This window comes from Pseudomonas sp. H3_E04, assembly GCF_054668915.1.
This window is the reverse complement of the sequence record NZ_CP162797.1, coordinates 1,888,791-1,901,156: the sequence shown is the minus strand read 5'-3', so window position 1 is coordinate 1,901,156 and position 12,366 is coordinate 1,888,791. Positions and strand designations below refer to the sequence as shown.

Here is a 12,366-nt window from a genome sequence, read left to right as displayed (position 1 = left end):
GCAGAAAAATACCATAGCGCAAAACACAAGGCCCGCATCGCGCGGGCCTTGGTTTATCTGCATCTGACTACGGCTTTTGCCGGGCGGGTTTACTGATTGAGGAACGCCAGCAGATCCTCATTCAACGCCTGCGCGTGGGTCACGGCAAAACCGTGCGGCGCGCCGGCGTAAACCTTCAACTCGGCGCCTTTGATTTGCGCGGCGGCCTGCTTGCCGGTGGTTTCGAATGGCACGATCTGGTCGCCGTCGCCATGGATCACCAGGGTCGGCACGTCGATCTTGGCCATGTCCGGGCGGAAGTCGGTTTCCGAGAACGCGGTCACGCAGTCGACGGTGCCTTTGAGCGACGCCAGCAGCGCGATGTTCAGGGTCTGCGTAAGCACGCCGTCAGAGACTTTCTGGCCCTGATTGGTGCCATAGAACGGCGCGTTGAAATCGGCGATGAATTGCGCGCGATCCTTCAGCAGGCCAGCCTTGATGCCGTCGAATACCGATTTGTCGACGCCATCGGCGAAGTCGGCTTTCTTGCCGAACAGCGGCGTGACCGCACCGAGCAATACCAGGCCGGCAACGCGCTCGCTGCCGTGGCGGGCGATGTAGCGGCTGACGTCGCCGCCACCCATGGAGAAGCCGACCAGGGTTACGTCGCGCAAGTCCAGATGGTTGATCAGGCCGGCGATGTCATCGGCGAAAGTGTCGTAGTCGTAGCCGGTCCATGGTTGATCGGAGCGACCGAAACCACGGCGGTCGAAGGCGATGGTGCGGTAGCCGCGACTGCTCAGGTACTCCATCTGGTATTCCCACATGTCGGCATCCAGCGGCCAGCCGTGGCTGAACAGCACGGGCTTGCCGCTGCCCCAGTCCTTGTAATAGATCTCGGTACCGTCTTGGGTCTTGAAGGTGCTCATGCAAACTCCTTGTGATCGTGTATGGCAAGAATAGATGCCGAATGGGCAACGGCCACTATCCGCGCAAATCGCGCCGACCACTTGTACGCAGGTGCTGGTTTCACACCGATGAAAGCCCGTTAAGCGCCGATGAACGGTGCATACATAAGCGACATGCTACATGATCAGGTGCTGGGCACACTATGAGCGGGGGAGTCCGGAATATCGTGCAAATTACCTGACGGAAGCCGACATGGTAGGGCTCAGTAACGAACTGACGTGGGCGGATGCACAGCTTCATAAAGACCTGTTTGATTATACCTATTTTGATTCGCTATCAGATTTCACGACTCGAGATGGTCTTCCCGTTGCGACGGATGTACTGAAAACCGGTTTGGGCCTTGGATCCACGGCTTCGGGAGCAACGCTTTGCGCGACAGCAGCAGGCTGCGTTTTTGGTGGTCCGATGGCGGTTTTTGGTGCGGGTAACACTTTTGAAGGGGGGCAGGTTTATACAATCATTTCTGGGTTGATGGACGGTCTAGTTATAACCCGGTCAAGGATGCGTTTCACCAAATTCCGGGAGGATACGGACCTGCCGTGTACAGTGAAGCTGACTTAGTGTTTTCTGCAGGAGCAGGGTTCGTAAAGCTTCCGTTGAAAGTCATAGCGTCAGATGGCTGAAGTCAACATCTTTATTCGGTTTGACGGTAAGGCAGTTCGATAATAATAAATTTATACCGCTCACAGGTATCGGTCTGCCTTATGGTTCGGCACTGGGTGTGTACATAGGTGGAGTGGGCGGAAAAGTGTTTGACTTTTATAAGGAGGTGGGCGGTGCGAAATAAAAATATTATTCTAAGGGGGATTATTTTCTTAAGCGTGATCGGATTCGTTTGGTCCGCGTTTCTTCTGGTATCGCTGCTTGTCGTTTTTTTGCTTATGGCAGTTTTGTATCTGTTTTTTGAACCGGATTTCAACATGGTATTCAAGTGGTTCGGGCTGCCTCTCTCAGTTCTTTTGTCAGTGCGTTGGATCTACAAGAACTTTTATAAAGTTAAAGGCTATGTGGAGGGGTGAGTGTGTTTTTTTTCTTTTTTCAGGGGAAACCAAAGGGGGCATAGGATAAAGGGGGTTAATGTGGACAGACTACGTTAAGGATAAATGGGGGCAGACCACGTTAAAAAACACTCCCAAAACGTTGTCAGTCTCCGTTTAATGTGGTTGACTGAAATAGTACGTAAAAAATTGCCTTCATTTGAGCCTTGCGGCGCGCTAAGCTTTCAGTTCGACCAATTGAAAGGATTCATCGATGCCGCGTAGACCCCGAGTTTTGATACCAGGCATACCACTACACTTGATTCAGCGAGGGAACAATAAATCTGCCTTTTTTTTTAACGAGCAAGACTACCTCTTTTATCTGGAGCTTTTAGCTGAGCAGGTCTCTAAAAATTATTGTGATATTCATGCGTGGTGCTTAATGACTAATCACGTTCATTTGTTAGTTAGTTCGCATAACGCCAGCAGCGCAAGGTTGCTCATGAAAGGTGTTGGTCAGAGATACACTCAATATATAAATCGCACGTATAGTCGCAGCGGGAATTTGTGGGAAGGCCGGTATCGTTCATGCCTTGTTGAGAGTGAACGATATTTGTTGTGCTGTTATCGATACATTGAAATGAATCCCGTCAGAGCGAAAATTGGTCAATCATCCGGCAGGATATCGCTGGTCAAGTTGCCGTGTTAACGCACAATCGGAACGATCACAAATTATTACTCCTCATGCTCAGTATCTGGCACTTGAAGGGCAGGTTGGGCGGGCGGCCAACGCTTACCGCGAACTGTTCAAAAATGACTTAGAGTCAGAATTGGTTGACCAGATTCGTGACGCGACCAATGGAAATAATATTTTTGGCGGTTCGAAGTTTGCTGTTGATGTCGAGGCAATGATCGGTCGTCGCGTGCAGCGAGGGAGGCCGGGACGGCCAGCAAAATCGACCATCTAGTTAAAACGTGGCCTGTCCCCATTTTTACAGATACGATATCCAAGCCCGCTAGATTGAGAGGTGTCCGTGGCTATTTATATAGAGATGGACAAGGTTATAGAGACTGAAGATTATGTTGAGTATACGTTTGGTCGGGGCGACGATGTAGGTCTGATACGGCTAGATATAATAAAGGAAACTATAAGCGTCATAAAGGAGTGCCCGTTGGATGTAAGCGGAAAATGGTCCGAGAGAGCCGGCATGAAGCTCGCTCGGCTCTTTGTAAGAGGCGAGTTTTCCGAGAAAACCCAGTGGGCTTCTTGAGAGGGGATAGATAGGAGATCGGATAAATGTGGACATCCCCTGAGGGATGCTCACAAATCCACTCCAGGCTCTGCGCCTGATGACGTATCTCATCACGCAGAGCTTTCGCCAGACTTTTCCGATTGGAGGCTAAACGATGAATCATGAGCAGCAGGATCTGATTATAGATTTGGTGTCAAAAAAAATTTCCAAGGAAAGATTGGTTGAGATATTTTTTGGGGGCGAAATTCCTGATGAATATCTCCGTCGTGAGTTGGAAGTTGCTCTCGAAACTAAAGATTCTGATAATGTTGAATGCCTGCTGATATTCGGTTCTTTTTTTGGATTTGCACAGGATTGTGCCGATATTTTGTGCCGTCTGTTAATTCAGGATTGGCACACAAGTCATGAAAATATCGCTAGGGAATTAAAGGTGTTTAAATACCCCGGCGCGGTTGATTATTTATTTAAAGCAGCACTAACTCGCCATCAGTACATTGCTTCCGATTACGCGCTTGGAGTTAAGTGTATTTACGCGCTATATGAAATAGGGGCGGACGATGCACGGGGAAAACTGCAGTTGTTGATGGAGGTTGACGTTCCTGAAATGTCAGAACTTGCAGTGCGATTGCTAAGCTCCATGAAAAAGTAAGGTGTAGGTTAGAAGTCACTAGTTGCTGAAGCCGGATCTTTTGATTTATTTGTCCAACTCAACGGCTCCGGAAGTTCGTACAGGCCTTATAAACGCCCTTCGAGAAATACGCAGGGAGCTTCCTGTGCAGGGCAACGCTGCATTTGCAGAAATAAAGATTGACTCGCGCTATCTGCCGAGCCCATGGTGTTCAAGGCATACAGTAAATACAATGATCGTGAAGGATCCTATTTGCCGAAACCGCCAGGTGATGTGGATACATGGGTCTTGAAGCCAAAGGTCGCATCGAGAAAATATGTAAATTCACCTGAAGGGTACATGCGAGATATGGATACGGAATTCAAGATTCTTGAAACAGTGGCGCAACGGCTCGGTGATAACAAGGGTGCAGTTGGGAGAATAGACTTGATCTGCGAGAAGGCTGTCTGCCCTGGCTGTACCGATGTGATCACTTAGTTCCGTGACCGCTATCCAAAGATTCAATTGAATTTATTTACGGTGGAAAATTGAATATGCGAGTCGATAGTATGTTTAATCAGGCCAGGGCTATGGTTGCAGGGAACTATAGTTACGCGATTGATGAGCTTGGTTTTCGTCCGGAACAAGCGTTTGCGTATACTCAGGACGAATTGGAGCGTCTTATGCGAAAGGATGCTCCTGGCGCAAACGCAGTTCTTCAGACTGCTATTTACATGGAAGGCATTCGTCGAGGGCTAAGGCTGTCAAAGGAAAGTCAATACGCGATTGATATGTTGGAGGTTTTGGCAGATACGTACGAAAAGTGCAGTGTTGAGAGTCTTATAGAAATCGGCGTTGATGATAAAGAATTAGAAATTATCCAGTCTGATATGGACACTGTTAGAAAAGTGTTTTTGTGATGAAAATTATAAGGCCGGGCTTTAACTGCTTTTTGAAGGGTAAATGGGGATAGATCACGTTTAATTCAATTAGCTGAAGCACCGGTACCGTTCATACCTTGTTGAAAGCATTTTTTAGGGGTTGTCCCTTTTTATTCAATTTAGCGTTAGCGAAGTGTCAGAGTAGTGAGAGGTATGTTGGATAAATATTTAGATGAAGTTGTGCGCATTCTGATGAGGGCTGCCGCTAATAAGGTGTGAATCAAAATAAGGGCAGGTTGTCGGCTGCAATATCTGGAGCTTAAAGCACACGAGGATCAACCATTGAGCAATGTTGAAGCACTGAATGCCTTTTTGCGTGAATACGTTTATGTGGAAAGTCTTCACCTGGATTCCGAAGATGGACTTACCGGTTACAACCTGTTGATGACGCTGGCGAAGTCTTCGGATCCTGGAGCAGCGACTATCGCGGTCATATTTTTTAACGTGGGCGGTCTGAACGTGCGGGGATTTGGTGGTGGCCTGACACAGTTCATGGATCTTTGCGTGTCGAAGGTTGAAGGCGGACTGGATCGTATACGCTATGAGCTGGTTGATGAGGAAGAAGAAAAAATAGCCTTAAACTTCCATTCCTTCAAAGTGCTCAGCGAGAATGTCAGCGGCGAATAGGCTGCGAAAGCCAGGTTGCACGAGTTGGTGCCTGTTTACAAAAAAACGCCCCGTCTGAAGCGGGGCGTTTTTTTGGTTTAACCTGCGAAACCTTTAGCGAAACGCCGGCACCACATGCTTGATAAACAACTCCAGCGATTTCTTCTTCTCTTCATGCGGCAAGCTGTTGTCACACCAGAAACTAAACTCATCCACCCCCAGTTCCTGGTAGTACTTGATCCGCGGAATGATTTCTTCCGGCGTACCAATCATCGCCGTCTTGTGCAGGCTCTCCAGTTCAAACTCAGGACGCCCGGCAAACTTCTCTTCAGGACTCGGCGCGAGGAAGCCATTGACCGGCGTTTCCTTGTTGCCAAACCACGCATCGAACGTGCGATAGAAACGTGAGATGGCTTTCGCCCCGACCTTCCAGCCGTCCGGGTTATCAGCGGTGTGCACGTGGGTGTGGCGCAGCACCATCAATTGCGGACGCGGCACGTCGGGGTTGTTGTCCAGTGCGGTCTGGAATTTGTTCTTCAGGTCGAGGACTTCTTCGTCGCCTTTCATCAATGGCGTGACCATGACGTTGCAGCCGTTGGCCACGGCGAAGTTGTGCGAGTCGGGGTCGCGGGCGGCGATCCACATGGGCGGGTTCGGCTTCTGGATCGGCTTCGGCACGCTGGTGGAGGTGGGGAATTTCCAGGTGTCGCCGTCGTGGGCGTAGTCGCCTTGCCACAGGGCGCGGACTACCGGGACCATTTCGCGCAGGGCCTGGCCGCCGCTCGAGGCGGGCATGCCGCCGGCCATGCGATCGAATTCAACTTGATAGGCGCCGCGCGCGAGGCCGACTTCCATGCGGCCGTTGCTGATGACGTCGAGCAGGGCGCATTCGCCGGCGACGCGCAGCGGGTGCCAGAACGGCGCGATGATGGTGCCGGCGCCGAGGTGGATGGTCGTGGTTTTCGCTGCGAGGTAGGCCAGCAGCGGCATCGGGCTTGGGGAGATGGTGTATTCCATGGCGTGGTGTTCGCCGATCCACACGGTGCTGAAACCGCCGGCCTCGGCCATCAGGGTCAGTTCGGTCAGGTCTTCGAACAGTTGGCGGTGGCTGACGCTTTCGTCCCAGCGTTCCATGTGTACGAACAGGGAAAATTTCATGACGCTACCTCGAGTCTTTTGTAATTGGCCGGTCGTGTGCGGGCCTGTCGAACTGACGTGAACGCGTTGCGCTCGCGAGTCTTCTCACCATTCAAGCACGCCTTCGAGGACGGCTGTTCGGTTGATTGAATATTGGTATACCATAATACGGAATATCCGCAAAATATTTCTGACCGACACTTCGAACAAGGAAGGCGCAAGCAATGAACATAAAACAAAAACTGACTCTGGCGTTTGCGGTAATCGCCAGCCTGCCGGTGTTACTGGTGGCAGCGCTGATCATCCTCAATGTCCGCGAGGGCGCGCGCGACACCTTTACCGATAGCACCGGGCGCGAGGTGCGTCAGGTGGAAAACGCGATGCAGCTGTTCTTCGAGGGCATCAGCCAGAACGTTGCCTATCTGGCCGAGCATCCGCAACTGCAGAGCATCGACACCAGCCTCAAGCGCTACCTGAGCAGCGACGCCGCGCAAGTGCCGATGGGGCCGCAGGATCAACAGCTGTTCAAGCTGTTCGACGGTCTGGCCAAGGCGCACCCGGCCTATACCTATCTCTCTGTTGGTACGGAGCAGGGCGGTTACCTGTTCTGGCCGGGCGATGCGAAGTTGGCGAACTACGATCCGCGCACCCGCCCCTGGTACAAAACCGCGATGGCCAACCCCGGCAAAACCCTGCGCACCGAGGCCTATTACTGGGCGGCGGATGACGTGGTGCTGGTGAGCACCGTGCGCAGTTTCAACAACCAGTTGGGCAGCAATGCCGGCGTGGTCAACATCGATGTGTCGCTCAAGCAATTGACCGATCTGGTCAAGCAGATCCGCCTTGGTGAGAGCGGTTATCTGTTGTTGATGGAAGCCAACAACACCGTGCTGGTCGACCCGAGCGACCCGGCGCACAACTTCAAGAAACTCAGCGATCTCGGCGACGGTTATCAGCAACTGGCCGAGGCGGGCAAAGGCCTGGTCGAGGTGCAACTGGCCGGGGAGGATTACATGGCGCTGGTCTGGCCGTCGCAGGCGTTGGGCTGGCGGTTTGTCGGCTTGGTCAAGGCCAGCGAAGTGATGGCCGGGGCGACGCGTTTGACCTGGCTGATCGGCGCTATCGCTGTGGTTTGCGCATTGTTGTTCGCGATGGCCGGCGCGTGGTTTGCCGGACTGATGGTCAAGCCGATTCGTGGTGTCGCCAGTGGTCTCGAAGGCATTGCGCAAGGTGAGGGTGATCTGACTGCGCGACTGGAGGTGCGCGGGCAGGATGAAACCGCGCAACTGGCCGGCTGGTTCAACCAGTTTCTTGAAGCGATTCGCACACTGATTCAACGCATCGGCCAAGCAGCGGGGCAGATTCACAGCAGCTCCGGCAGTGCCACCGAAGTCTCGGCGGAAATGGCCGAAGTGGCTTCGCGTCAGCGTGAGGCGGTGGACATGGTGTCGACCGCATTTCACGAGATGGTCGCCACGTCCAACGAGGTCGCGCGTTCGTGCAGCCAAGCGGCCGACTCGGCAGACAACGGTCAGCGTCAGGCACACACCGGGCAGCAGCAGATCGACGCGGCGGTGAGCAACGTCGGGCGCTTGAGTCAGGAGATCGGCCACAGCGCCGAGTCGATGCAGCAACTGGAACAGGACAGCAACGACATCCAGTCGATCCTCGGCACCATCCGCTCGATTGCCGAACAGACCAATCTGCTCGCGCTCAACGCCGCCATCGAAGCCGCGCGCGCCGGTGAACAGGGCAGGGGCTTTGCCGTGGTCGCCGATGAAGTCCGGGCGCTGGCCAAGCGTACTTCCGACTCCACCGGTGAGATTGACGCATTGCTCGGCAATCTGGCGCGGCGCACCCACCAGATGGGCAAGCAGATGCACGCCAGCCTTGAGGTCTCGCAGGAAACCGTGGTGTCGATCAACGAGGCGCGGGCGAGTTTCGAATTGATTCGTGAATCGGTGGACGTAATCCGCGACATGAACACGCAGATCGCCACGGCGGCGGAGGAACAGCATCAAGTGGCAGAGGACATCAATCGGCACATCAGCCAGATTCATGGCGATGCGCAGTTGGTGGCGAGCCTGGCGGATTCGACTCGGCAGGATGCGCAGAACCTGACGGCGTTGTCGCAGACGTTGAATCAGCTGGTGAGCCGGTTTCGGACCTGACACGGTCGCCCAGGCAACACCAAAACCTGTGGGAGCGAGCCTGCTCGCGAAGGCGTCGGGTCAGTCAAAAATGTAACAACTGACCCATCGCATTCGCGAGCAGGCTCGCTCCCACATGGGATATCCGAGATCTGGTGAAATCACGCCACAACCGGCAACGCACCCATCTTGCCGTGGCAATACACCAGCGGCCCGGCGACCTGCTCGGGGACGATCAGGTTCTTCACCGCGCCGACCATGATCGCGTGGTCGCCACCTTCGTATTCACGCCACAACTCGCACTCGATCACCGCCGTCGCATTGGCGAGGATCGGGTTGCCCAGTTCGCTCAACGTCCACTCGATGCCCTGCGCCTTGTCCTTGCCTTTGCGCGCGAAGGCATAGGCCTCGCTTTGCTGCACGCTGGACAACAGGTGAATCGCAAAGCGTTTGTTCTTGATCAGCACTGGGTAAGAGTCGGAGCTGTAATTGGGGCAGAACAGCACGAGCGCCGGGTCCATCGACAGCGAGCTGAACGCGCTGGCAGTCAGGCCGACGATCTGGCCGTCGTCGTCCAGCGTGGTGATGACGGTGACGCCGGACGGGAACGAGCCCATGACTTGTTTGTAAATGGCAGCATCGATCATTGGGTGGTCCTCGGGTGGTGTGACGCGGTTTTTATGGTTAGTAGGTCTGATGGTATACCGTAATACATATCTTGCAAGAGCTTTTCTGGTGAACCGATAAACGTGCCACTTTCGTCGGAAACTCAATGTTTACGGGGCGTTCAGCTAGCCGGTCAGGGGTGGGATCAGCGAGGATAGCGGATCAGACAGCGACAGAATCAGCGGATCAGGCTTGTGCAAAGTTTGGAATACCATAATATGGTCTGCATCTGAGGGGCGACACAAGAGTCCTCCCGGTTTGGCTTCATACAAAGATAAAAACAGACAAACTCGAGTTCATGCATATGTCCCAGATGTCCCGGCAAGATCCGTTGATCGAGAATCATACGGTCGATTACGTCCCACTCGCGGAACGCCACGGGAAGGCCCGCGATCTGTTCACTCTTTGGTTCAGCACCAACATTGCGCCACTGCCCATCGTCACCGGCGCCATGGTGGTGCAGGTGTTCCATCTGAATCTGTTCTGGGGGCTGCTGGCGATTGCGCTGGGGCACATGATCGGCGGCGTGGTGATTGCGCTGGCCTCGGCCCAAGGCCCGCGCATGGGCATTCCGCAAATGGTCCAGAGTCGCGGTCAGTTCGGCCGCTATGGCGCGCTGCTGATCGTGTTCTTCGCAGCGCTCATCTACATCGGTTTCTTCATTTCCAACATCGTGCTTGCCGGCAAATCCATCGTCGGCATTGCGCCGTCAGTGCCGGCACCGCTGAGCATTCTGATCGGCGCGCTGGCCGCGACCGCGATCGGTGTGATCGGATACAACTTCATCCACACCCTCAACCGCATCGGTACCTGGGTGATGGGCGGCGCATTGCTCGCCGGGTTCATCTACATCTTCGCCCATGACTTGCCGGCAGATTTCCTGACGCGTGGCAGTTTCAACCTCTCCGGCTGGCTGGCGACGGTGTCGCTGGGGATCATCTGGCAGATCAGCTTCTCGCCGTACGTCTCCGACTATTCGCGTTATCTGCCAGCAGACATCGGTATCGCCAAACCCTTCTGGGCGACGTATCTGGGCGCGACGCTGGGTACGATTCTGTCGTTCAGTTTTGGCGCAGTCGCCGTACTGGCGACGCCGGAAGGCACTGAAGCGATGGCAGCGGTCAAGCAGTCCACCGGCTGGCTGGGGCCGATTCTGATGGTGCTGTTTCTGCTCAACATCATCAGCCATAACGCGCTGAATCTGTATGGCGCGGTGTTGTCGATCATCACCTCGATTCAGACCTTTGCCAGCCAGTGGACGCCGAGTATCAAGGTGCGCGTGGTGTTATCAAGCGTGATCCTGGCAGGTTGCTGTGTGGTCGCCCTCGGTGCTTCGGCGGATTTCATTTCTGAGTTCATCGGACTGATTCTGGCGCTGTTGCTGGTGCTGGTGCCGTGGGCGTCGATCAACCTGATCGACTTCTACCTGATCAAGCACGGCAACTACGATATCGCCTCGATCTTCCGCGCCGACGGCGGCATCTACGGGCGCTTCAACCTGCACGCGATCATTGCCTATTTCATCGGCATCATCGTGCAGCTGCCGTTTGCCAACACCTCGCTGTATGTCGGGCCCTACGCCAATCTGGTGGAAGGTGCCGACCTGTCGTGGCTGGTTGGCCTCGTGGTCACCGTGCCGCTGTATTACTGCCTCGCAACCCGTGGGCAGGCGCAGCAGAGCAGGGCGGCCAGACTCGGCTATACCGACTGATCGAAACGGCAACACAGCAATGCCCGGCCCAGCGCCGGGCATTTTGTTTGCGTATCTCGGCGGTCAAGCAAATTGGCCATATCGATCCCCTTTTGGCCTGCCGCCTACTGTCATCGCGCTACGCTGTCAGCAAGAATCGAAACCCTAACAACAGGCTCGACCTTTTTTGCCCTTGGCTATCGTTACAGCCACTGCCGTGTACAGAACATAAAAACCATCGATCTCACGTCGCATTCGGGGAAACAACCATGGTCACGATCAAACGCATTCTGGGCGCCACTGTGTGTGGCCTGACGCTGCTGGCCAGCGCCGTCCAGGCCGAGCAGCGCGAACTGCGGGTGTACAACTGGGCGGATTACATTCTGCCGTCAGTGCCCAAGGACTTCGCCGAGCAAAGCAAGATCAAAGTGACCTGGGATACCTTCGACACCAACGAATCCCTGGAAGCCAAACTGCTCACCGGCAACTCCGGTTACGACCTGGTGGTGCCGTCCAATCAGTTCATCGAAACCCAGATCAAGGCCGGCGTGTTTCAGAAGCTCGACAAGTCGAAACTGCCGAACTGGCAGCACCAGGATCCGGCCCTGCTCAAATTGCTCGACGCCAACGACCCCGGCAACCAGTACGGCGTGCCGTACATGTATGGCACCGTGCTGATCGGCTTCAACCCGGCGAAGGTCAAGGCTGCCCTGGGCGACAACGCGCCGGCGGACAGTTGGGATCTGGTGTTCAAGCCCGAGAACATGGAAAAGCTCAAGTCCTGCGGCGTGGCGATGCTCGATTCGCCGTCGGAAATTCTGCCGCTGGCCCTGCATTACCTCGGCCTCGATCCGAACAGCCAGAACCCGGCGGACTATGAAAAGGCCAAGGCCTTGATGATGAAAATTCGCCCGTACGTGACCTACTTCAACTCGGCCAAGTACATGACCGACATTGCCAACGGCGACATCTGCGTGGCGATCGGTTATTCCGGCAGCTTCTACCAGTTCGGCAATCGCGCCAAAGAAGCGGGCAACGGTGTGGTGGTCGACTGGCGTTTGCCGAAGGAGGGCGCGCCGATCTGGTTCGACACCTTCGCCATTCCGAAGAGCGCTAAGAACGTCGCCGAGGCCCACGAATTCCTCAACCACTTGCTCGACCCGAAAGTGATCGCCCCGATCAGTGATTTCCTCGGGTATCCAAATGCCAACAAGGACTCGATGCCGCTGGTCAACAAGGACATCACCGACAACCCCAACCTGACCCCGACCAGCGAAGCGCTGAAAACTTTGTATGTGGTGCAGCCGCTGCCGCAGAAAATGGAACGGGTGCGCACGCGGGTGTGGACCAGTATCAAGTCCGATAAATAAGAGCACCGCACTTCAAATGTG

General features: G+C 54.6%; 13 protein-coding genes and 1 pseudogene. 11 read left to right on the top strand and 3 right to left on the bottom strand.

Annotation, left to right across the window (positions count from 1 at the left end):
- Positions 1 to 89: 89 nt before the first annotated feature.
- The gene (locus tag AB4N53_RS08475; protein WP_460119759.1) at positions 90 to 908 is read right to left on the bottom strand and encodes an alpha/beta fold hydrolase; all 819 of its coding nucleotides are present in this window, start codon (positions 906 to 908) and stop codon (positions 90 to 92) included.
- Positions 909 to 1,140: 232 nt separating this feature from the next.
- Here AB4N53_RS08475 and AB4N53_RS08470 point away from each other — a divergent pair, with 232 nt between their 5' ends.
- The 7 genes from AB4N53_RS08470 (at position 1,141) to AB4N53_RS08440 (ending at position 5,353) form a co-directional block, all read left to right on the top strand.
- Positions 1,141 to 1,509 (top strand): hypothetical protein, encoded by a 369-nt coding sequence (locus AB4N53_RS08470; protein ID WP_460119757.1) that lies wholly within the window; start codon positions 1,141 to 1,143, stop codon positions 1,507 to 1,509.
- 690 nt (positions 1,510 to 2,199) lie between these two features.
- Positions 2,200 to 2,634 carry a transposase gene (locus AB4N53_RS08465; protein WP_460119755.1) on the top strand — a complete coding sequence of 145 codons (435 nt, stop codon included), beginning with the start codon at positions 2,200 to 2,202 and terminating at the stop codon, positions 2,632 to 2,634.
- Complete coding sequence (locus AB4N53_RS08460; RefSeq protein WP_460125468.1) at positions 2,588 to 2,893, top strand: hypothetical protein; 306 nt, start codon at positions 2,588 to 2,590, stop codon at positions 2,891 to 2,893. The genes AB4N53_RS08465 and AB4N53_RS08460 overlap by 47 nt, the downstream gene beginning before the upstream one ends.
- Positions 2,894 to 3,332: 439 nt before the next feature.
- Entirely contained in the window at positions 3,333 to 3,827 is a 495-nt protein-coding gene (locus tag AB4N53_RS08455; protein WP_460119753.1) for a hypothetical protein, read from the top strand.
- 183 nt (positions 3,828 to 4,010) lie between these two features.
- The gene (locus tag AB4N53_RS08450; RefSeq protein WP_460119751.1) at positions 4,011 to 4,283 is read left to right on the top strand and encodes a deaminase domain-containing protein; all 273 of its coding nucleotides are present in this window, start codon (positions 4,011 to 4,013) and stop codon (positions 4,281 to 4,283) included.
- A 56-nt stretch (positions 4,284 to 4,339) separates the two neighbouring features.
- Complete coding sequence (locus tag AB4N53_RS08445) at positions 4,340 to 4,705, top strand: hypothetical protein (protein ID WP_460119749.1); 366 nt, start codon at positions 4,340 to 4,342, stop codon at positions 4,703 to 4,705.
- Positions 4,706 to 5,008: 303 nt separating this feature from the next.
- Positions 5,009 to 5,353 carry a hypothetical protein gene (locus AB4N53_RS08440; RefSeq protein ID WP_122507939.1) on the top strand — a complete coding sequence of 115 codons (345 nt, stop codon included), beginning with the start codon at positions 5,009 to 5,011 and terminating at the stop codon, positions 5,351 to 5,353.
- A 93-nt stretch (positions 5,354 to 5,446) separates the two neighbouring features.
- Here the strand turns inward: AB4N53_RS08440 and AB4N53_RS08435 are convergent, their stop codons facing one another.
- Positions 5,447 to 6,490 carry an LLM class flavin-dependent oxidoreductase gene (locus AB4N53_RS08435; protein ID WP_460119747.1) on the bottom strand — a complete coding sequence of 348 codons (1,044 nt, stop codon included), beginning with the start codon at positions 6,488 to 6,490 and terminating at the stop codon, positions 5,447 to 5,449.
- Between the two features lie 203 nt (positions 6,491 to 6,693).
- On the opposite strand from AB4N53_RS08435, the pseudogene AB4N53_RS08430 reads away from it, so the two are divergent.
- Positions 6,694 to 7,734: pseudogene (locus AB4N53_RS08430) on the top strand (cache domain-containing protein); the annotation flags it as partial.
- A gap of 138 nt (positions 7,735 to 7,872) precedes the next feature.
- Positions 7,873 to 8,640 (top strand): methyl-accepting chemotaxis protein, encoded by a 768-nt coding sequence (locus AB4N53_RS08425; protein WP_460125384.1) that lies wholly within the window; start codon positions 7,873 to 7,875, stop codon positions 8,638 to 8,640.
- 140 nt (positions 8,641 to 8,780) lie between these two features.
- Here AB4N53_RS08425 and AB4N53_RS08420 read toward each other — a convergent pair whose 3' ends face one another.
- Positions 8,781 to 9,266, bottom strand: coding sequence for a flavin reductase family protein (locus AB4N53_RS08420; RefSeq protein ID WP_016775037.1), 486 nt, complete (start codon positions 9,264 to 9,266; stop codon positions 8,781 to 8,783).
- Positions 9,267 to 9,589: 323 nt separating this feature from the next.
- Here AB4N53_RS08420 and AB4N53_RS08415 point away from each other — a divergent pair, with 323 nt between their 5' ends.
- Together AB4N53_RS08415 and AB4N53_RS08410 are read left to right on the top strand one after the other, a co-directional pair.
- Positions 9,590 to 10,996 (top strand): purine-cytosine permease family protein, encoded by a 1,407-nt coding sequence (locus AB4N53_RS08415; RefSeq protein ID WP_460119745.1) that lies wholly within the window; start codon positions 9,590 to 9,592, stop codon positions 10,994 to 10,996.
- Positions 10,997 to 11,244: 248 nt separating this feature from the next.
- On the top strand, positions 11,245 to 12,345 hold the full coding sequence (locus tag AB4N53_RS08410; RefSeq protein ID WP_460119743.1) for a polyamine ABC transporter substrate-binding protein: 1,101 nt from the start codon (positions 11,245 to 11,247) through the stop codon (positions 12,343 to 12,345).
- Positions 12,346 to 12,366 lie beyond the last annotated feature (21 nt).